Consider the following 23,010-nt stretch of genomic DNA (forward strand, 5'->3'; position numbering starts at 1 on the left):
TCCCATTTTACATGAATATTATATCAACACTAACCACAGACGGATGTTTCAAAAGTTCACTATAACTTGATGATGCCCTGAAATTCCGTGTGTGCTTAATCTGTAAACTGTCGTGATAAAGCACGGTTCCGGTTACAGATATTGAATAGCATCCGCGCATTATATCCATACTTGTAGATGTGCCATTGAAATTAGATGAAGAATAAGATTGCTTATTATTCAGATTAGTAACGGTTACAGTACCTTGCATTTTATCGATAATTATGCTGTCAGGAACATTTATGGATATGACTGCACTAGTATTGTAATCATCATTATCCTCATGACAGGCAGTAATGGTTATCAGCATCAAAATAGCGATTGGTAATATATATAATAGTCTTTTTCTCATTTTCTTTTATATTTTTACATTCATTTCAAGACCAAAGTATGGTGTTACTTGGCGTCGTATGGTATAATTATTACGTACATAATCGGGATTATAATCCAGCAGTTTATTAACAAACAAAGCAATAGTCAGTTTGTCACCCATAAGTTTTTTTGTTGCTTTCAGATTTACATTCATACAGAAAGGCACTGTCTGCCTGTCATATAATGATGAATTATATGTACGAACAAGATATTGTAGATAGGTATCAGTCTTGTCTTCTTCTGTATAATCACGAATCACACCATATCTATCCATATATTGCGTAGGGATATTTTCTTTCCCCATATTCTGTGACGCAGTCATCCACAGGCACTGAGCAGAAAGAGAAAATCCCAGTTTTAGTTTAGGAATATCAGTATCGAATGTAAAATTTGTATTCACCATCTCTCTAATATATCCGTCATCATCTTTGTATATACCAGCATACTGTAATGTTTCCCCTCCAATTACTTTTGAAGGCATCTCCATTATTGGTTGTGAATTACGGTATTCTGTTTTAAACCATGCTCCATTTACCGTTAGACGCGTATTTATCACCGGAAACCTTATTGTTGACAATGTATATTCTATCCCCTGCTTGTACGTTCTACTGCCATTAGTAGTCATCGTATAACTACGTAACTCGGTTAATGCGGTATATGGAAGAGTACTTACATCGGGTGCACCTGTTATCGTATTTGCATCTATTGAAGACGCATCATAACTTTTAAAACTATAAGAATTGTATATCGGTGTATAACGGAAACCCGACTTCATGTCTTCACGAAAATATGTAACAGAGAGTCTGTTACCGGCAAAATTAACATCTCCTCTTATCTCCCATTTATTATTACGTGCTGCACGCAGATCTGCATTAGTAGGGTCTACAACATATGTCTGAAGGTATATCCTGCGATAGTCCTTTACTGCGTGATAATAATTCAGTTCTATCAAATCCATATATACAGGTTCCGGATAGAGTTGGTCCATAGTAGGCATCTTAGTATGTTGCCCATAACCTCCAGCCAACTGTATCGTCATTTTTCTACCCATAACAGATACTGATGGGAATGTCCATCCTATATTAACTCGTGGGTCAAGATAATATTTATTATGAAGTGCATATCCTCTCGACAGGTTAAGCATTGTACTTGCCCTTATTCCAGCCTGTATCTCCAACTTGTTTTTACCAATATTTATCACTGTATTTTCTTCAGCATATTCAGACAATATATGCGAGGCCGGTACCGCAGAGTACTTACGCGGACGAACTGAAAGCCCTGGATATAGGGGATTAAGTTGATTAAATATCTGACCGTCACCATAATTTTTATCCATTTGCCAGTCTGCGCCCAACTTTAATTCGTTGGATACATTTCTTATAGGGAATCTCAATGTAGTGCCTACTTTTGCATACATGCTGAATGGACGTCCGTCAACTTTCTGATTGGCTGTATATGTGTATGGAGAAATAAGTATTGCATCACTTTCACCATTACCCGTAGTTGTAGCAGCAGGTGTTTCACGGCTAAGTTGTACCAGTCTGGTACGGTCCAATAGATCTTTTTCATAAGAAACTGACACAAGTGCAGATGCCGACTTGATTATTGATTTTAGTTTACGGTTTTTATAATCAAGCGATGCATTCAGAGAGTACCTGTTATACTTGGATGCATACTTGTCCACACCACCATAATTAAGTTCCGGATCGACCTTATCATCATCAAAAGAACCTCCATAATCCAGATTCAGTCCCGCTTCCACATTACTTTTTTCTGATATCCACTGTTTATTCAACCGTGCGGAAAGCGTAATACGTTTGTATGTTTCCAATATATTCCTTGGGTCAGCCTTACTGTCAAGATAGTCTGCGCTTATATTCAATGACATATGCCTCGGCTCAAGAGTAAACCCTTTTGCCAGATAGAACAATTTGCTATCCATATCCGCTTTGAAACGGGCCGAAATATCATTACCACCCTTACGCCTTTTAATTTTGACAAGTCCACTTGTAAGGTCACCATATTCAACAGAAGGTATGCCTCTCACAATTTCGACATTCTGAATATCATCAGTAGATATAGAACGCATATCTACACCTGCATTGGTATAGTCTCGCCCTGTGGTTTTTGTCTCCCATGCGCCATCCATAAATTGCATATTTGCATTAGTACTTATAGGTGCCCCGTCAATAACGAACGACGTTCCAAGCGACGATGTATCATAGTTACCGCTCGCTATTGGAACTTCTCTTATAGATATTGTATTCGATGTATTCAGCACCGGATCTTTTGCCATCCCTCCGGGTAGCAGTTCCAGAATATCTGCAAAGCTTGATGGCTGAAGATGATCCATCGCATGTTTCTCTATTTTTGACGAACTTGTAAGTCCACGCGATTCTGTTGCCGTTACAACTACATCATTAATGGTCGTCGATGACGGAGACAATCTGTATGTCATTCCATTAACAAGATCTACATGGATTTTTGTATACCCAATATATGTTATGTCTATGCCTTTATTTATAGCCTGATTATTTGCCTTAACAGAGAAATTCCCATTGATATCAGTGATTACAGATACCTTTTTATCTATTGTCATCCTTATTACTGCCCCTGCAAGCGGTTCATCTGTATATCCATCTACGACCCTGCATTTATACGTATTTTGCGCCCTCACAACGATGCTAAAAGCAACAAGAAGAAAAGCTAATATTAACACCTTTGATTTCATTTACCTTATTTTTTTGCAAAGGTAGAGTGAAAAAGATGTGACTGCAATACCTAAAATTAATGAATCTTAAGATAACCTTGACCTTTACTAATTGTTTTAAAGTCTCAATTCTTTGACTAATTTTCCCGTTTATCTGTTTTTTTATGTATTTTTGCACACTACAAACTATATCTCAATAACTTACAAACTTAAAAACGATGAGAAAAATACTAATACTACCGGCTCTGCTGCTATCCGTTTATGCACTGGCACAAAGTCCCGGCAACGATTTCAGAAAAATGCAGTATTACCCGGAAGGCGATGCTTTCGTATGCACCAATGGTAATAACAGGTTCACACGCGCTCTTTACGGCGGTAACACCCTTTTCAGAATAGAAACAAGCGACCGGCCCGTTTTTGCTGCATACAACAAAACCGATAATAAGAATATCCGATTCCGCCTTACATATAAAGGTAATAGTGTCTTTCTAGATTCCACCTCTTATTGTATGGCCGGTTATGTTGGTGCAAGACGAGACTATACCCTTTCTGATAAAAATTGGGATAACGGCAAACTTCATATTTCCGTATTGGCTTATAATGACCATGAAGGTGGCATATGGCAGTTCAAGACTGAAGGGTTTAATGGAAAAGTAAAAATAGAAGGACTTATATGTGAGATAGCAAACTCCAAACTCAACCGTATGGGAGACCTGGGCGTTGAGAAACCCGGAAGTTTCGAAGCACCTCTAAATCCTAAAAAGTTAAGATCAATAGCCTGGGATAATACAAACAACACTTCGTTTATATCACTTGACAACCAGGACATTAAAATATTAAAAGGCGGTAATGCAATATTCCAAAAGACAGATGCCGAACGCAAAAGTCTTGTAGACCGCATTAAGTTCTTTACTCCAGATCCTTATATTAATACTATCGGAGGGGCTTTATCGGCTGCCGCTGATGGCGTATGGGATGGACAGACATGGCTTCATGGAGCTATCGGATGGCGAATGCCACTACCCGGTTGGAGGGCAGGTTTTCTGGGCGATGTACTGGGCATGAACGACCGTGCCGTATGCCATTTCAATGCATATGCGGCTAGTCAGGTTACCGATGTAGCACCTACAATCCCCCATCCCTCACAGGATTCTACTAACGCCCTGTCACGATGCGTCTACAAATGGGGAACTCAGATGTACAGCAACGGATATATTTGTCGTAATCCATACAATAGTCATCAGTTTCATCATTATGATATGAACCTCAACTATATCGATGAACTGCTATGGCATTTCTGCTTTGATGCCGACACTACTTACATGCGTAAGATGTGGCCGACAATCAAATTGAATCTGGAGTGGGAAAAACGCAACTGGGATCCTGATAATGACGGCCTGTATGATGCCTATTGCTGCATATGGGCTAGCGATGCCCTTTATTATAACAGCGGTGCCGCCACTCATTCTTCGGCATACAACTACCGTGCTAATCTTCTTGCTGCACGCATTGCGCAAATAATTGGCGAGGATGCCACACCTTATAAGAAAGAGGCTGAAAAGATACTTGATGCAATGAACCGGAGATTATGGCTTAAAGATAAAGGTCACTGGGCTGAATATCAAGACTTCATGGGTCTGAAACGTATACACCAGAGTGCTGCTTTATGGAGCATATACACACCTATCGACTGTGGAGCCTGTTCTCCATTACAGGCTTATCAAGCCACTGAATATATAGACAGGGAGATACCACATATACCGATAAAGATAGCCGGCGACACATTACTGTCGAAAGCAGAAAAAAATCTGTTTACGGTATCTACTACCAATTGGATGCCATACGACTGGAGCATAAATAATGTTGCACAGGGCGAGGTCATGCATACTGCTTTGTCATACTTTGAGGCAGGCAGAAACGAAGAAGGTTACAGACTAATGAAGGGTATGATAATGGACGGAATGTATCTGGGACAAAGTCCTGGTAACTTCGGTCAGATTTCTTATTACGATGCCTCTCTAGGTGAGTGCTATCGTGACTTTGGCGATGTTGTTGGTATATCTTCACGCACACTTATAGAAGGTCTTTTCGGTGTCCGTCCTGATGCGTTATTCGGTCGCTGCATACTGCAACCCGGATTTCCGTCCGAATGGCGTTCAGCATCTTTATCATCACCATATATGGATTACTCCTTTTCTCGTAATGACAAGACCGACACTTATATAATAAAACAGAATTTCAAGCAACAACTATCTATCGTTATCAGAGCAAAGCTGCCGTTTCAAGACGTAAATAATGTAACTATAAACGGTATAGATACACCATGGAAGATTGTTCGCTTGTCCGACAAAGATGCTTATGCTGAGATTAATGCACCTGCAGATAAGACTCTAAATGTGGTAATCAAATGGAGTGGTGACAGCATCTGCTCAACAACGTCCAATTCATATTTAGCAAAAGACCAACAGGCCGATAATGACACTGAAGAACCGTTATACGACAAGTCAAAACAGTTCTCTATGTGCAAGGATTTGAAGTATAATGCCAATATTACTGACATCTTTAAGAATAAATACACATCACCAAGTTCACCATATACCACTTTGCGTATACCCGAAAACGGCGTAGGCCAATGGTGTCATCCTATTTTCAATCCTGAGATAAATGATTCCGTGTTCCGTTCACTTGCTAAGAATAATACATTCTATGCTGATGGTGTTCCTTTTCACACACCTGCCAATGGCAAGAATATCATATACACATCTTTGTGGAATAATTATCCTGACAGCGTAACTATACCTATCAAGGGTAACGCCTCTACAGCATTTCTACTTATGGCAGGAAGCACCAATCCTATGCAGAGCCGTATTGCCAACGGTATAATTACAGTGCTTTACAAAGATGGAAGTTCTCAACAAATGGAATTGATAAACCCTGACAATTGGTGTCCGATAGAACAAGACTATTATGTTGACGGCAAAGCATTCTATACCTCTAGTCCTAGACCTCTGCGTGTGGGTTTCAGTACAGGTATTGTAAGTAGAGACATCAGTGATGTACTAAATATTAAAGGTGCATACCGCGAAATTCCGGGAGGAGCAGGTACAATTCTTAAGATGAAACTTGATCCTTCAAAGAAATTAAAGAGTATTACTCTACGTACATTATCTAATGATATTGTAATAGGACTGATATCCATAACATTACAACAATAGTTCCTATGGTGTAGAGTAATTCTACACTATACGTTTATATTTATGTGATGGATAAGCAATGGCACACTAAACCGGAATGCGGAACCGCATCCCGGTTTTGACTGCACTCCTATCCTACCGCCTAACTTTTTAACTATAGCCTTGCATATCGGCAGACCTAAACCTAATCCCTGAGAGAACTGGTCCAGTTTCTCAAACTTACCAAATATCTTTTTACGGTCTTCCACAGCTATGCCGATGCCGGTATCAGCTACAGACACATTAAGCATATCATCGTCTACATTATAGTCTACTGTTATGGTGCCTGCAGGTGTAAACTTGTTGGCATTCAGTATCAAGGCTTTCAGCACCCGCCTAAGGCTATTCGGATCCAGGCATACATAAATGGACTCATGCATCATGATTTTAAGTTCTACACCATCATGAATCTGCCCCTGCATGCTTTCTGATAAGTCATGCATCAACGAACTTACATCAAAATCCACACGCTCCATCTGATATTCGCCACTTTCAAGAGATGCCATAAGGAGCATATTATCAATCATACTTATCAGCAGTTCTGAGTTCTGGTGTATTATCTTCAGGAAGATGTCATGCTCCTCTGCAGTTACATCAGTATCTAATAACTGCATAAACCCTACTATCGAATTTAAGGGTGTACGTATTTCATGACTCATATTATGCAGGAATGCGTTTTTAATACTTTCTGCATGCTCCACATCTTCAATAACTTTTTCTTTTACTTTCATGATATTAATATTTTAAAAGCATCATGCCGTAGATTATGACCGCTGTAATCTCACGACCACAGGTGACAACCCGGGTTGTCTCCACCGAGAACGGTCAGTCGTCACTGCAAAATATAGATTCGGGAAGGAATCGAGTCGACCGTCGTCTATATCATCGTTAATCATAATTACAAGCATGATGCATACCAACCTTCATCAGATATAACTTTTTATTTCCACTCTGTTTCTGTTGTGCTATTATTTCTATCTCTTTCATATTATAATATTGTCTGGTCTATTCTTTTCCGGTTATTCTCCTTTCATAATATTGTTTCCACCCTGTAAGTTGTCTTCCTATTATATTTATCTGCATAGCATAGCGGGCATATTGTGCTGGTGTCAATAAATGCTGCTCTACACTTAATCTGAACAGCATTACCAACATATGATAGCGGTCGCAAAGTTCTATTATTAAAGGTAATTTGTCATAATTGCTATTGGCTCTGTATATTAATGATATCATTTCGAGATTGATATTAACCATCTTCTCACCAACCGTATATCTGTAAAAACGAGGAAATGATTTAACTCTTTCTATAACCATTCCAAGCATGCTGAAGGTTGCCTTATATATTGGGAGCTCCTCAGATAATGCCATTGGTTTTATGTGTCAACCGCCTAAAAGCGGTATTTAAATGATTCTTCATTTTCTAAAAATTCTAAAGTGATAAAGTTTTAAAGTGATAAATAGATTAATATGCCAAGACCGACCTAACATAGGCGTTGCCGTTAGTCTTATAGTAGTAGTACACGTAGACGTCACTACTGCGGAAGTCTACGACCACAGCGTAACTACCACCGTTCTCTGACGCAGACCAAAAATAATATGCACCTGAGCTAGGAATAATTTTATCTCCACCGGCTGTTGACAGTTTTGTATTCAAAGCATCAAAATAGGTACTTGTTGGCAGACTCTGTATTATATAAGCAGGAATGGCTGTTGTACTTGTGCGCATACCCTTTATTGTTGTATATTGATCACTGGTCCATGTACCTAAATTCTCCATTATATCCCACCATTCACCTACACTTGGAAGATACCAACCGGTATTAGTAGATGGTGAAACATTTGTTCTGCTTGTTCCGTCATTATAGGTTCTACAATAATACCATGCATAGTTACTACTTGTGTTTACATACGATGGATTCGCATTCAAAGCATCATAGCCACTACTAACATCATCAAAGCATGTCTTAAAGGTCGTAGCGTAAAGATGACCGGTACTTGTATGATCGGTATATGGGGAATTATTAGTACTTGACCAATAGCAACCATTGCCACTATTAGCATTTTTAAGAGCAAGGACCCTACCATGACGGCAACCTGCATCATATTGCGCCTGGGTAATCTCGCTGGAATAGATTATACCAACTGTTTGATTTGCCTTAAATGTCGTTCCATTTGTACCATCACTGTAAAGGTAATTCCCCACTATGGCATCACCTGTATAGAAATTACTTCTACCACTAGAAGGTAAGGCTGTATATGTGACCCTTGCATCATTTGCTCCACTACCGAATATAGAGATATTGCAGTTATAATCATAACCACGATATATATTAAAATCAGTGCAGTCTACAACTGGAGTTGTAGCACTTGTTACACCACCCAGATAGATACGATAGGTTGATTTCCAACCGGCTCCCCAACCTGCATACCTTTTTGCATTTATCAATATATAAGAAGCACCGGATGGGGCATTTGCACTTGTTCGCTGTTCTGAAGCTGTTATTGAACTATTCTTACCTGCAATATTCTCAAGAACATAATAAGGCCCTGCAGTAACTACGCCACCGGCAGAGGCCGATGTCGTTACAGAACTATAATTTATACCGCTATAACCTGTAGTCGGGTTATTTGAACTACCAGGAGCAATAAAACATTCATTGGGAACATTGCAAAGCTGATAATCAGTTATCGCTATATCACTTGATGGGGTTATCGTAAATGCGTACCTACTATAGATACGCTTGACCAATACAGACTGCGTTGCTGTCGAGGCATTTATTGTCACGTTGGGTGTTTCACCATACATGATACTTAATGCTGACGCAGGGTCTGATACAGGTGCCGTAACCTTTGCTCTCAACTCGGTAAGCGTACTTATACCATCAAGATATGAGCTACTGCCTGTATTTGCTACTGCACAGATTGCACAGTTACTGCCGAATCGTGTGGGCAGGGTAACAGAAGTAGGACTGGTCGAGGTATAGGCACTGCCTATCAGATGACCCTGACCATCAAATATAAGTATATCTATGTTATCAATGGCATCACTTATAGCCCGTGTTACTATTGTAGGGCTTTGCCTGCTTATATTAACGGTCAGCGATACTGTTCTGGGAGACATCTCTGACATATCTACAGAACTGCATGATGATAATACTGATATTAATGCCGTTAGCATTAACAAAACCAGAACTAGTTTTTGTCTTTGTTGTACTCTTAATATATTAAGTGATTCCTTCATCTTTATATTCTTTTCGTCTTACGGAATTACGCTATGGTATTACGATACTCTGGGCATATTCGTTCCATGGGATGACGCTCATTGAGATTTCTTTACGGCCACAGTCCAGTATTATTACTTTATTGTCACCTGAGTTCAGGGATACATAGTCGCCATTCTCATCACGGTCAGTGCTCCATACCAAGGTTTCTGTTGTTGGGCTCGAGACTCGGGTATCTGACTTGCCTGCATTGGAGGTTTTATAGACTTCCACTGTAATATGCTCGCCTGTCTTGTTGGGAAATGAGCAGACGGCATCTGTTACAAGCTGATTGTTACCATCAAATGATGACCGGGGACTGTAATCTATTGAATCGCCCGTAATCTGACCGGTAAAGGTCATCATACTGCGAAAGCCTGAGATGACGACACTATAAGAGCCATCTCCAAAGGTTTCCTTGAGCTGGCGTACAACCACTCTTAATGTTACAGGCTTGTTAAGCATCACGATACTGGCCTGCGTTGTATTATTTCCCTGTTGGCCTGAAGTATAGTTGTATACTCCATAATAGAGGGATGAGGGCAGGATGTATTTGCCTGTGACTGAGTCCAATTTTACACCGGCCGACATCAGGCCTATATCATCGCCCTCTGACGGGGTATGCATCACGACACTGTCCCTCGCTGAAGTGCCGATCGTTACAAGTGATACCGAGCCCAGACGGCTGTCGTAGCTCAGCAGATAGTTGCCATCAGGTTCGGCTGTTACGATACGGTCAAATTTACCATTTATGAATAGATATGCCTTTAGGTTACCACTTAATGCTGCGGGAAGCGGCCTGCCTGTACTGTCTGTGGCTGATACACTTACTGAGCATTGTACACAGTTCGAGAAATTCTCGTCTATGCAGGATGTCATTGTAAGTACCAGAACAAGACAGAACAGCTGTAACTCTTTGCAATATCTTAACTTCATAATCATAATAACTTGACTGTCTATAACTATTTTATTACTACTGTCTGGGTATTCACAGCCCAGTCTGTTACGGTTAATGTTACAGTTGCTGTAGCAGGGGTGATATTCTGGGATGGATCGAGAACACCACGGCCCTTTAGGGAAACGCTCAGAGAATAGATGTTATTGGCTTTTATAACGTCATTGTCGGTCGTTATTGATTTGTCTGACATGGCATCATCATTTATTATTATTGGATAATAAAGTTCTGTACCTGCATCACTGACACTTGTCTTGAACAGTCCCTTGATAACCAATTTTGTTGGACTTGTTGATGAATGAGGGAATACATAGAAGTAATAAGGAGTTGTGGAGGTGATATATACAACCGGATCAGCATCTGTACCAGTCCCAGTACCTGTATTGGTCAATGCCCCGCTACTTAAATAAGCATAATCATTAAGGGAGGAATTTATTGCACCTGATGCATTAGTCTGCTCACACTTACCTGTTGTGCCGGCAGACTCTGCCAGGGCAATATTCTGACTAGTTATTCCACCATAGGTGCAAACGTCATTGACATTATACATGAAGATTTCATGTACTGTAAAGGAAGCATTAGGATATGTAGTTGTACTTGCAAATGCAGACTTCAGAGAGTTTAGGTCTATACGGGCTACAAGACGGCCAAGGGGTACTGTTACACTTGAGGTATTTGAAGTGGCAAAAGAGGTAAAGCAGTTGTCTACCTCACCGGACATTGGAAGACCGGTCATTGTCTGAGAGTTTGTTGTGTTACGGGCGGCGTTTGACTGGCCGTCTGCACTTGTCGTATAGCTTAGATCGGCTGTCTGGGCTTTGAAATCATCCATCGAATTGCAGGCCGTAAACAAGGCCTTATCGGCTGCAGTGTTAATCGTATTGGCGGCAACTAGTATATTACGAGCCTGAGTGGTGGTCGATATTGAGGTCTTTGACTCGGTTTCTATTGTTACCTTACCTTTGTTGCCGTCAAACAGGCCAACATAAAATGCAGCAACCTTACCCTCACCGGTTCCATAAGTAGCGGAACTTGTCGGCATTGCGGAGGTTGAAGAGGCACGGGTTTGTAGACCCAAGCTCAAGTTAACGATAGCGGGGTTGCCACTAGATGTTTTCTCTTCTGTTTCAGAAGAAGTGCAGGATGTAATCGTCAAGACTGACATCAGTACTGCAATAATTAAATAATTCTTATTCATTGTCTCTTGTTTTTATAATTAATTCTTTATATATTTCTACATTTATATGATTTAATATCGATAAATTAGAAAGCGAGAACGGATCGTACATAAAGATTATTATCCGTAGTATTTCCACTTAAATACATATGCCCATCCATATAGAAAGCCAAATGACAAGCAAGTCCTGTCGTATACTCAGAAGAGGTCCAATACCTAGTATTTGTTAAAAATGGATCATATTTTCCATCTCCAATTATTTTCATTACTTGATTTATATTATTTGCACAAGTAGCAGCCTGATTAGCCCAATATATATAAGAATCTTGATCAATATAACCAGTAGATGACATTCCGCCCAAATTTACACAAATAAGAAAACATTGACCGACACTCGGTAGATACCATCCACTTGTTCCGCTTGGATTGGGAACAATCAATTTATATGTCGTTGCAGCATATGCACCAGGAAAAGTACTATTGTTTATCTTACTCGTATATGTCAAACCGTTATAATCATTTAGAACGGTACCAATATGTGCAGTTAAGCTACCTGTAGGATTAGAAGAAGGATATGGTCCCCATTGACAACCAGTACTTGCATTCTTTAATGCCATTGCATAACCATGTACAAAACCTTTTGCCTTGTCTGCAGCACTCGTTGTTGTACTAAATACGATTGCAACAGGAGTCTTACCTGAAATAAGTGTACTGCTGTATGAACCATCTGAATAGAATATATCTCCTATCTTAGGACCGAAATATTCAGGGACGGTTGCACTGGTATAATTGGCAACACTCGTGGTTACGGTAACATTAGTGGGTATAAGTTCATCAGAAACATTAGCGACACCTGTACCATTAATAGTTACAGACAAACCATAAGTAGTATTCGAACTTATCTGAGAATCACCTGTGCCTGATGTTACGGTAGATACGATATTGCCGGTTACATTACTGTTTACGGTTATTGGATAATATGTGGTGTATGTACTGTCACTGTTTGTCTTGAATGTTCCCTTGATTACCAATTTGGCAGGGTTGGTACTACTGTGTGGAAACACATAAAAGTAGTAGGGACCACTGTAAGTACTTATTATGCCACTACCAAGATATACAGTATTTGAATTGGCAACTATACACTCACCACTTACGTCACCACTAGTTGTCTTTTTACTCCAATTAGTAAGCTGATTATTGGCATTATAAATGAAGATTTCCGTAGGAGTGAAACTGCAACCTGAATATGAACCAGTGAAATTTGTTGTAAGGCTCGTTATAGCAACACGCGCTACCAAACGGGTAAGAGATACTGTTGGACTAAGGACTGTACCGGAAGACCAGTTAAGTGACTGCACTGCTGACATCATCGGCAAAGATTTCATGCTTTGAGAATTTGCTATGGTAACACCCGTTTTGCTCTTACCGTCTACCGATGTGGTATAGCCCAAATCCTGTGGTACTGTATAGAAATCGTTAATCGTATATTTACCCGAGAAAGCACCCTGAGGTACATTGGCAAATACAAGCATCTGGGTAGCATCCTTACGGGTTGCTATTGTTTCGGTGGAGCCATTAATATAATCATATTCATGGATGGTAACCAAATTGCCTGATGAATTGAACAATGCTACACATATGTGATTCAAAAAGCCTTCATTCGTTCCGGCTGTCCCACCATTGTCGACAGGAATAGTGCCATTTGCTCTGGTACTAATACTATCTGATTTATTGGATGCCAAAGAAAGATGGATCAAGGAAGACTCCGAAAAGTCTGCACCGGAGAAAAACGTTTCTGATGAACAAGAGATAAAAAATAAGCATGAAACAACAAGCGGGACAACAGTTTTGAGTGCAAAAATACGGGCACGAAAATAGCTGCCTAAATAGGCTAAAAATGACGAGAAAAAGAAAATTGACCAATTTTTTGAAGATATAAAATATATCTTCTTCAAAAATTTTAAGAGTCTATATAAATTGTGTGTGTGTGTGTGTGTGTGTGTGTGTGTGTGTGTGTGTGTGTGTTAGCAAAATTATTCAACTTTGCAAACATATTAACATATTTAACACAATATTTTATCATAACCTTTAACTGCTTATTTTTGTAATTTCAAAGGTAATTTTAATTTATACTTGAAACAAGTTTTTATCTTGATAAATTAAGAAAATGCGTAATTTAGACCATTAATATAGAAATAAAGAACAAGTATCACTACTCAGATGTGAATATAAACTGCCAGAATTCATAATTATTTGATTTTGAAAGTATATCTTTAAAAAGAGAAAAATTCTTTTGTTCTTCGGCTGTAGTTCCCTCCAATCCTTTAGCTCTAGCATACATTGAATAAATTCGATATCCAATAACAGGATCAAAAGAAAATGACAATTTATCTTCATCAGTGTATATTAATTTCAACGGATAGGCACTTGTTCTAAAACCATAATTAACTAAAAATGGAACACATATATTAGGCAGACCAGTCCATTGATAACAGACTTGCAACTGCTGTTCATCATTAAAAACAAGAATGATAGAATTACTTGATTTTGAGAACCAATAAGGAACTGTCATCCATGGCTTCATTTCTGTATCACCTGCTTTCTGCAAAGAAATATCCATAGTTCCATTCTCGTGGAACAAGAATTGCATGGCAGTGGTCTCTCTTGATATATTCTTACATATGTCAGTTATTACTGTTTTGGCAACTTCTGCATTATTATAAGTATTACCTTTATCATCTACAAAACTACCAGCATCCTCTGAACTAAAATCTATACACCCCTTATCAAACCTAAAAACATATGGATGTTCCAATTTTAAACCATCTATAACTTTATAAGAGCATTCCAACCTTACATGATTATGAGTTCCATATACGATAGAAGAACGCTTCTTATAGACTCCTCTAACCTCAAAGTCATAACGAGGATCGGAATTCTTACCTGAGAATATAATAGAATCCTGTGTAGGGATTACATTCACCGGAATTATCAAATCACTATCTGATGGTATTATTCCTTCTATTCGCATTAATAGTTTTGTACTATCATCATTTGAAGGATAAAACTTCAAATTTTCTACATCATGTTGCTGCCCATTAAGAACGACACTCATATTGTTTAATTCAATCTCACTAGAATACATATCTTTAGGATTCTCTAAAGTAACATCGTCTACATTGTTGCATGATAACACAACAAAAGATAAAAGGACCATTAACAATGGTATAAAAGATACCTTTTTCATATATAATTATTTTTCTTTTAATTTTTCAATAATATTAGTTCAACATTTTAGAATATCTTTACGCCAAAAATTAGAGTTAATTCATGGTTTTATTTATATTTTAAATCTATACAAAAATACTCATTTAATGTCATATTAATTAAAAATTATGATACTAATAATATAATTTAACATTTATTACATCCAGTTATATTAGACTTTATGGGTGGTAACAATATTAAGGGAACAATATAGATTTGCCTTCAGTATCTACTAAACTATTGATTACTAACGCAATACACTGAAGGCAAATTTATCGAGTCTAAAATTATTCTTTTTTGTGTATTAAGTATTTCCTTTTGGATATTCATATAATTTAGGTACATATTATAATGAAAGAGCAATGCCTTTTTATGAGCATAAGTATTCTTTATGAACTTTCGACCTAGGTAGAACGATCGTTTGACCTAGGTCGCACGATCGTTCTACACAAATAGAAAGCCCTATAAGTATAGCACTTATAAATCAATATACATGCATTATGAAGACATTAAGTTAGTTATTCATAATGATTAGCTAAAAACATTGTCAACACATTGGTGATACAATATACAAAAGTAGAAATTATTATATACAAGACCTTTTCTTATCAAATAAAGAGTTTGCACCTATATACAATCTAGCTGAAAAGAACTACGATACAAGTATAAAAATTGCCTTCAGCATTATGAGCTGATAGCAAGTTCCTTAAGCTCTTACTGAAGGCAAAACTAATAAACATTTTACGGAAACACATAAAATTTTCTTGATGTATTGAAGTCTATCATCCATTGGTCAAGTACAATACGATCGTCAAGAGATTTTATCTTTAGGGTATGTGGACCTTTATTTAGCCATACGTTTGTTGATATAACAACCTGTCCTCGCAATACATTAAGTTTCCATTGTTCTGAACGATCTGCCTCCTTAATTGAATATATATAAGGAGCTGCACCGTCAATGCTTACACTGAAACGAATATCACCGTTATCATTAGGATGTGTAGGTATCAAGGCTGTACGTAATACAGCTTCGCCTTCTCTTTTGCAAACAAAATCATAAGACAGTTCACATCCTTTAGGCAAAGACACAGCATTCATACTATGCCCAAGCATCTGAACAGGCTTTGCACCCGGGTCAGCTACTGTGTAATCGAATGCATTTTCTGATATATAATCGGTAGATAACGAATCGGACTGAAAAGTATAATTATCATCATCACCATATTGTCTCATTTCACTCTCGTTTGGAATAATCGGAATAGAAGGGGGGCCGAATACCGGCAACTCACGGGGCTTGTCACTCATCAGGTATTTCCATTTTCCTCCCGACATTATGTTGTTGTAATAGGATGTCAGACTTTGTATCTCATTATATGCCTTGATACTTTTAACAGCCGACTTTATCATATCAATACGGCTATTCACGGATAGAGAATTCTGAGAATAGGTACGTGATTTCTGCGCTTCAAGAGTCTTCTCACTCATATCTGCAGCAGAATATACCGGATACTGGATTGCAGCAAAGTAAGCGTCAAGCAAATCAGGCCGTATCAAACTTTTGATGTCTGCTACAACAATCTTCAATTTCTGATAAGAGCACAGATAGCGGTTCAATTCATTGCCAAATTCATTTTGGTTGAAATCTGTGTCTGCCATTGGAGAAAGACCTTTGGGATATATTTTTTTATCCAGTTCAGTCTGTGACCATCCCATAAACTCAGGTCTGCGTATACCGCAAAGTCGATAGTACTCTTTCATGACAGGTAATAGTCTCTTTCCTGCCTCATCACCAAACTGGCGGCACAGCCAATTACACAGATGTGACTGAAGTGTTGATGCCGAAACAGAGTTTATATTCCACGCCATATCAAGGAATAGTTCCAAATCGTATGCGACAACCTTAGGATCATGAACATTGGCTATCCACAATTTACGGGCATTATGGTCATACGCCTGTCTCATCTCATTATAAATAAGTCCCGGTTGAGTACTTGTGAGCCATAGATAATCGTGCGGTCTGCCCCAATAACTAAGATGGTAGTATATGCCTGCCCCACCGCTTCGCTGCTGTTGCAGACTGTCGCTGAGCCTGGTAAGATAACCATAGTTATCATCACACCACATCAATGTTACATCATCAGGAACCTTAAGTCCGTTTTCCATTATCTGAAGGACCTCTTTGTATGGTACGAATACCTGAGGTACTTTCTTAACATCTTTATTTACATAACGGGCAATAAGCATACGTTGAGCATCTATTGCTGCCTGCAGACCGTCTGTTTTCTCTTTTAGTGTATTTACCCCTTCCATAGAACCATCGTGAATGCCACGCATACCTATTGTATAAAGATAATCGCCACGATTTGTCTCTTTAAGTCTTTCGGCCCAATAAGCCAAAACCGAATCACGATTGGATATAAGGTTATAATGACCACGAAGAGCTACATTCCATTCGCCCACATTATTACGAAGAAGAGGTTCACAATGAGAAGAGCCAACAACAATACCGCAACTGTCTGCTACCTCTTTGGCACCCTTAGTCATAAAAAAGGGTACAGTACCCGGATGCATCGCCGGCCATATGGTATTAGCACGAAGGCGTAACAGCAACTTAAAAATCTGCTTGTAGGTACCACTGCCAATAGTTCCTTGTTTATCATATGGTTCGAATGTGTTGCAGCTCCAAGGACGCATGCTCCAGTCTTCGTCATTGATAAATATTCCACGATAATCTACAGATGGAATCTGCAACGTCTCGAAGTCTGATGATATTGTAAGGCTGGTCTTATGTTCCGGCTTGACATCACCCCACCATACCCAAGGCGAAACACCTGCAATACGAGAAACTTCAAGCAGACCGTAAGCGGTGCCACGACCGTTGCTACCTGTGATGTATATCTTATTATCTATTACTTTAATATAAAAAGCATCATTCTTTCCAATCAGCTTATCAATGGGGATATTATGTTTTTTCATATCTGCCTTTTCCTTATCAGATGCCATATCTAACTGATATACTATAATAATGGCATCATTCTTTGGTGCAGCCTGCGGCAACTTTCCTGTAACGCTGCACATATCACCACAGAACATATCAACAGCCGTATTTACAACTAACGAATGTCGCGTTGCCAATGAATATCTGATATTATCAGCGCCATTGTACCATACCAAATCTGAAGCTTCGGCAGTAATAAAAAAGAAGAAGGAGAAAATGAATGAAAAGAATTTCATGATGTCTTTGGTATTTAGTATTCTGTTATCAGTTAGGTTACATGTAAAAAACAATCGGGGCATCCGTATAATATATACAGGACACCCCGATTAAAATATTTATAATTTACCAACCCGGATTCTGAGTCAGATTCTTATTCTTCTGAATATTAGACTGAGGTATTGGGAATAGATACATTTTGTCGTCCCACTGACGTTTGATTGTATCACAGCTGAATGTTATCACTCCGCTATTACTCTTTGTCAATTTGGTTTCAATAATATTGCGGAAGTATGTACCGCCTTCTTTCCAACGGCGAACATCCCAGAAACGATGTCCCTCAAATGCAAGTTCGACCATTCGCTCGTTCTTGTACTTTGCCCAGAAAGCATCATTACCCAATGTTGTTGGGAAGTTAGGCATCTTGGCACGGGCACGAACTTTGTTTACATAGTCAGTAGCTGACAATGGGAACTCTGCTGAAGTAGCCGTAGCTGAACCAAAATATTTATACAGGGCCTCGGCCATGTTCAGGTAGAACTCACCAAGACGGAATGTAATCCATGTATGGTTGTCTACTTTATATTTTGAGTTAGAAGCCAAATTGATAGCTCCATGACAGTATTTTTTGATATAGTATCCCGTTGGAGTTGCGCCCGATAAAGGTGCTCCGTTAGTACCACCATAATATGTCTGTAGGGCTGTCTTATATGACGTTGGCCAGATATCACCATTCTTTGCTACTGTAGCATCTAATCGTGGATCTCTTCCTACATATGGGTTACTTGAATTATAACCACTTCCCGGTTCATTTATACCAAGACCTGTACTCTGCATTTCATAAGCATTTACAAGGTTCTGTGTAGGACAGTTTCCACCTGCACCACCTTCTATACCTACAGGATAGTTATATCCTTCAAACACAGCAGAAGCTCCCGCTGTTCCTGTGCCATAAATACGGCGGCCAAAAAGAATTTCACATGTGACAGCCTCATTTTTCCAGTTGTCAGCTCCCCATAATGAAGAATAATCTGCGGCCAGTTTCTTACCACGTGCATCACAAGCATCAAGAAGTTCCTTCGTGTACTTAGCTGCTATGTAGTAACGGCTTTTGTCATTTGTTGTATTAAAAAGAGGGCTTGCCCAGTATAATGCGGCACGCGCACGAAGAGCCAAAACAGCCAATTTGTCTGCTCGGCCTGTTTCTGCAGCGCTTGAAGGTAAAGCCATATTGCCAAGGTTAGAATAATCCGCAATAATAGAGTCCTTAACTACGTTGCACTCGTCCATAATAAATTTATAAACAGAATCGGAAGACACACGTGGCATAACGTTTATGTCTTTTGAATTACCGCCAACAGGGCTCTCTGTTACCAAAGGTACGCCACCGTATTGGCGTACAAGATTGAAATAGAAATAAGATCTCCAGAAACGAGATTCCCATTTATAGTTATTATAACGGTACATCTGCTGAGCATAATCACTGTTTAGTGAGTCTAAGGCGAATTTCAATCCTTGGAATTCACTCAATACGATATTACAGTCTGCAATACCTGAATACATATTAGACCACGTTGTGCTGTGAGGATTAGCAGGACTCCATGAGCCATTATAAAAATCCTGAATAGGATTTCCGTCTGTTGCAAACTCACTCTCATCTGTAGCAGATCCTAAAATAGCACCTTTAGAATCCTGGCCAAAATCATAATCTGCATAATTGTATATATCAGTCATGAGGTTACCTACATAACCCATACTTGAACTGACATAATCCTTATCGTATACGTTGTATTCTTTGTAGTCCATTTTGTCATTGCAAGAAGCAAGAGCTAAAACTCCAAGACTAACGCCAATAATTGTATTTAGTTTCATTATATTCTTTGTTTTGAATTATTACATTCTTTCTTTATTAAATCTTTCGTCATTAGAAAGTAACAGAGAGTCCTACAACCAAACTACGTGTAAGAGGATTCGTTGCTCCATAAGATTCGGGATCTGAAACTGAGAGATGGTCGAGACAGAACAAATCTGTTCCACGTACATATATCTTGGCTCCGTTTACAACCTTTGTCTTCTGCAACAGGCTGTTGGCAAAGTTATAATAAACTTCTACATTACGCAGTTTCAAGAAAGAGCGATCTGCAAGCCATACTGTATTAGTCTGATAGTTGTTTGCATTGCTTTGTGGACTTAGACGTGGGAATTTAGCATCCTGATTGTCTGTTGTCCAACGGTTGTCATAATAATACTGTGATATTGTTGTATTATTGACGAGAGGCCAATACATACTCTTGGTATTCAATACTGCAGAGTAACGTCCTGTGCCCTGGAACACCATGTCTACTCCAAATCCTTTCCACTCTGCACCGAGATGGAATGAATAGTATATTTGTGGAGCGGCTGTAGAATATCCAATGGCTGTCTTATCATTTTCGTCTATCTTATTATCACCGTTTACATCTTCGTATTTGATATCACCCGGTTTAACTGTAGAGAATGTCTGTACAGGACTATTTGCTATATCAGCAGCATCCTTGAAGAAACCAATAGCCTTAAGACCATAAATCTGGTTCAATGAATGGCCTGTCTGGATAAGGTTATCATACAGACGTGGTTCCTCTAGTTGTTCTTTGATCTTATTGCGGTTATAATTTAAGTTTCCACCAATATTATAAGTAACTTCACCAATCTTCTTTGTATAGTCTAGTCCGAGTTCTCCACCCCAACAATCAACTTTTCCTGCATTCTCGTATGGTGCATCAACACCAATGACGTCTGTATATGCACCTGAAGCTTCTACCCAAATATCACTACGACGCTGGAAATAGCCATCTAATGTTACATTCAATCCTTTGAATAATGTGGCGTCAATACCTACATTATACTTATATGCTTTCTCATGACCGGGGTTTATTGATGCCAGACGGTCAAGATATGTACGACCAAAATCAGATCCCCAACCTGAATTGAATGGATATGTACCTCCTGAAACCTGATACTGCTGTACATAATATGTCCATGTATCATTAGGAAGCAAATCAAGATTTAAGATACCGAAAGAAGCACGCAATTTCAAGAAGTCTACCCATGAAACATTCTTCATAAAGTTCTCTTTTGAAATAACCCATGCACCAGATACTGTTGGTGAGAAGCTCCATTTTGTATTAGGGGCCAAACGGCTAGAACCTGAATATACTAAAGATAGATCTGCAAAATAACGGTCTTTATAACCATAGTGATTAAACCATGATAAATCCTGACGGTAAATTGTTGTATTATAACCTTGTTTATCCTGGAATTCATAATCCCATTTTACCTGACTATAAATAGAATGAGCTCCAAATCTATTCTGATAGTCGAAACCAAAATCGAAGTGGAAACGACGTGAGAATGTATTTGTTTTTGCGGTAGTACCCATAGAAGAATCTGTTCCGTAAGAGCTTATTGTTGCTGTAGGAGCTGTTGCACCATCTGCCCATGTAGGTACTGTTACATCATAAATATATGTTTTGCTATGGTCTTCGTATATATTTGATGTATTATCATAACTAGTACGAGCTTGGGCTGACAGACCTTTTAAAAATCCGGAAAGATCCTGACGAAGAGTTAGGTCTGTAAACACGCTACGTGTGTGATTTTTGTAATAAGCTGCGCCAACCGACTGAGCTACAGGGTTTGATGTACCTGCCCATGTATTACTTCCACCCCAGTTTCCATTCTGTGAAACAACAGGATATGCTGCTGATGGTGTAGAATAAATCATATCCCAGAGGTCTACATTTGAACCGGGACGGTTTGCTTCGAGAAGAACTCCAAGAACATTAGCTGTAACTTTAGTTGTTGGGGTAAGGTCTACGTCAATATTAGCACGCATATTACCCTTTACATATTTATTCTGTGTAGAATAGCCATCATTCTCATTAGGACTCTTAATAAATCCTTTGTCTGAGATAAGGTCTATCATCGCATAATAACGGAATTTCTCACCACCACCAGTGAACTGTGCGTTTATCTTGTTAGTGGCAGCATTATCTTTAAATGTCTCGTCAACCCAATTTACATTAGGATAAGAATATGGATACTGACCACTGCGGAATGCTGCAATTTCATTATCTGAATAACGGTAGTTGTTGCCATAACCATCATTGGCATAGGCTTCGTTAATAGCCTGCGCATAAGTAGGCGCGTCAACAAACTTTGGTTTATTGGCAGCAAAGTTGAATACATGGTCCAGGGTTACAGTCATAGACTGTGAGTTATACTTACCACGCTTTGTTGTAATGAGCACGGCACCATTAGCACCTTTATATCCGTATAGAGTTAGCGCTGCTGCATCCTTGAGGATTTGAACGCTCTCTACTTCTTCCGGAGTAATATTATCTATATCACGCTCTATCCCATCAACAAGAATTAAAGGTGTACTACCAGAAAGGCTCTGCAAACCACGTACATAGAATGTAGGATTGGCTGCGGCATAGTTTCCGGCATTCTGTAATGAAATAAGACCTAATCCCTGACCAATAATAGAATTACCTATATTACGGGCGCCACGCTTATCTACATCCTTGTTTGTTATAACAGATACAGCTGCAGTAGACTCGCTAAGTTTAAATGTTCTGTTCGCACCCACATCAATAGGCTGATCTTGAAAACGGCCTGTACTAAGTGAGTCTTTATTTTGTTGTGCAGCAGCAGGCAGACTAAGACCTGCCAAAACTGCAAACACTAATATATTATTTCGTTTCATATAGTTTATTGTTTAATTGAATTAATATCAATATTC

Annotated in this window: 13 protein-coding genes; 1 reads left to right on the top strand and 12 read right to left on the bottom strand. The window is 38.9% G+C overall.

Translation table 11 applies throughout. The features are described from left to right. Positions 1–7: 7 nt before the first annotated feature. Complete coding sequence (locus XYLOR_RS06670; protein WP_036877975.1) at positions 8–391, bottom strand: hypothetical protein; 384 nt, start codon at positions 389–391, stop codon at positions 8–10. Positions 392–397: 6 nt separating this feature from the next. After that, entirely contained in the window at positions 398–3,142 is a 2,745-nt protein-coding gene (locus XYLOR_RS06675) for a TonB-dependent receptor (RefSeq protein ID WP_036877977.1), read from the bottom strand. A gap of 197 nt (positions 3,143–3,339) precedes the next feature. Here XYLOR_RS06675 and XYLOR_RS06680 point away from each other — a divergent pair, with 197 nt between their 5' ends. Further along, a complete protein-coding gene (locus XYLOR_RS06680) occupies positions 3,340–6,336 on the top strand; it encodes a DUF4450 domain-containing protein (RefSeq protein ID WP_036877980.1) in 2,997 nt (998 codons plus the stop codon). 26 nt (positions 6,337–6,362) lie between these two features. Here XYLOR_RS06680 and XYLOR_RS06685 read toward each other — a convergent pair whose 3' ends face one another. From XYLOR_RS06685 to XYLOR_RS06730, 10 genes are all read right to left on the bottom strand, one after another. Beyond that, positions 6,363–7,085, bottom strand: a complete 723-nt coding sequence (locus XYLOR_RS06685; protein WP_051508915.1) for a sensor histidine kinase — start codon at positions 7,083–7,085, stop codon at positions 6,363–6,365. A 274-nt stretch (positions 7,086–7,359) separates the two neighbouring features. After that, complete coding sequence (locus XYLOR_RS06690; RefSeq protein WP_036877982.1) at positions 7,360–7,722, bottom strand: four helix bundle protein; 363 nt, start codon at positions 7,720–7,722, stop codon at positions 7,360–7,362. Between the two features lie 94 nt (positions 7,723–7,816). Beyond that, positions 7,817–9,595 (bottom strand): DUF4906 domain-containing protein, encoded by a 1,779-nt coding sequence (locus XYLOR_RS06695; RefSeq protein WP_245601961.1) that lies wholly within the window; start codon positions 9,593–9,595, stop codon positions 7,817–7,819. Between the two features lie 31 nt (positions 9,596–9,626). Next, on the bottom strand, positions 9,627–10,550 hold the full coding sequence (locus XYLOR_RS06700; RefSeq protein ID WP_036877986.1) for a FimB/Mfa2 family fimbrial subunit: 924 nt from the start codon (positions 10,548–10,550) through the stop codon (positions 9,627–9,629). A gap of 26 nt (positions 10,551–10,576) precedes the next feature. Further along, complete coding sequence (locus XYLOR_RS06705) at positions 10,577–11,767, bottom strand: hypothetical protein (protein WP_245601962.1); 1,191 nt, start codon at positions 11,765–11,767, stop codon at positions 10,577–10,579. A 65-nt stretch (positions 11,768–11,832) separates the two neighbouring features. Continuing rightward, positions 11,833–13,488: a fimbrial protein gene (locus XYLOR_RS06710; RefSeq protein WP_036877989.1), complete on the bottom strand. Its 1,656-nt coding sequence runs from the start codon at positions 13,486–13,488 to the stop codon at positions 11,833–11,835. Positions 13,489–13,958: 470 nt separating this feature from the next. Continuing rightward, positions 13,959–14,993: a hypothetical protein gene (locus tag XYLOR_RS06715; protein WP_036877990.1), complete on the bottom strand. Its 1,035-nt coding sequence runs from the start codon at positions 14,991–14,993 to the stop codon at positions 13,959–13,961. Positions 14,994–15,754: 761 nt separating this feature from the next. Next, positions 15,755–18,247: a glycosyl hydrolase 115 family protein gene (locus XYLOR_RS06720; RefSeq protein ID WP_211242072.1), complete on the bottom strand. Its 2,493-nt coding sequence runs from the start codon at positions 18,245–18,247 to the stop codon at positions 15,755–15,757. Positions 18,248–18,353: 106 nt separating this feature from the next. After that, the gene (locus XYLOR_RS06725; RefSeq protein WP_036877993.1) at positions 18,354–20,099 is read right to left on the bottom strand and encodes a RagB/SusD family nutrient uptake outer membrane protein; all 1,746 of its coding nucleotides are present in this window, start codon (positions 20,097–20,099) and stop codon (positions 18,354–18,356) included. Positions 20,100–20,151: 52 nt separating this feature from the next. Beyond that, complete coding sequence (locus tag XYLOR_RS06730) at positions 20,152–22,974, bottom strand: SusC/RagA family TonB-linked outer membrane protein (protein WP_036877994.1); 2,823 nt, start codon at positions 22,972–22,974, stop codon at positions 20,152–20,154. Positions 22,975–23,010 lie beyond the last annotated feature (36 nt).

Origin of the sequence: Xylanibacter oryzae DSM 17970, assembly GCF_000585355.1 — a bacterium.
Classification (GTDB): Bacteria; Bacteroidota; Bacteroidia; order Bacteroidales; family Bacteroidaceae; genus Prevotella; species Prevotella oryzae.

Excerpts from the sequence above, each read along its gene's own strand:
- XYLOR_RS06715 (WP_036877990.1), bottom strand. The coding sequence starts at position 14,993 with ATGAAAAAGGTATCTTTTATACCATTGTTAATGGTCCTTTTATCTTTT.
- XYLOR_RS06685 (WP_051508915.1), bottom strand. The coding sequence starts at position 7,085 with ATGAAAGTAAAAGAAAAAGTTATTGAAGATGTGGAGCATGCAGAAAGT.
- XYLOR_RS06700 (WP_036877986.1), bottom strand. The coding sequence starts at position 10,550 with ATGAAGTTAAGATATTGCAAAGAGTTACAGCTGTTCTGTCTTGTTCTG.
- XYLOR_RS06695 (WP_245601961.1), bottom strand. The coding sequence starts at position 9,595 with ATGAAGGAATCACTTAATATATTAAGAGTACAACAAAGACAAAAACTA.
- XYLOR_RS06680 (WP_036877980.1), top strand. The coding sequence starts at position 3,340 with ATGAGAAAAATACTAATACTACCGGCTCTGCTGCTATCCGTTTATGCA.
- XYLOR_RS06720 (WP_211242072.1), bottom strand. The coding sequence starts at position 18,247 with ATGAAATTCTTTTCATTCATTTTCTCCTTCTTCTTTTTTATTACTGCC.
- XYLOR_RS06730 (WP_036877994.1), bottom strand. The coding sequence starts at position 22,974 with ATGAAACGAAATAATATATTAGTGTTTGCAGTTTTGGCAGGTCTTAGT.
- XYLOR_RS06725 (WP_036877993.1), bottom strand. The coding sequence starts at position 20,099 with ATGAAACTAAATACAATTATTGGCGTTAGTCTTGGAGTTTTAGCTCTT.
- XYLOR_RS06690 (WP_036877982.1), bottom strand. The coding sequence starts at position 7,722 with ATGGCATTATCTGAGGAGCTCCCAATATATAAGGCAACCTTCAGCATG.
- XYLOR_RS06675 (WP_036877977.1), bottom strand. The coding sequence starts at position 3,142 with ATGAAATCAAAGGTGTTAATATTAGCTTTTCTTCTTGTTGCTTTTAGC.
- XYLOR_RS06705 (WP_245601962.1), bottom strand. The coding sequence starts at position 11,767 with ATGAATAAGAATTATTTAATTATTGCAGTACTGATGTCAGTCTTGACG.
- XYLOR_RS06670 (WP_036877975.1), bottom strand. The coding sequence starts at position 391 with ATGAGAAAAAGACTATTATATATATTACCAATCGCTATTTTGATGCTG.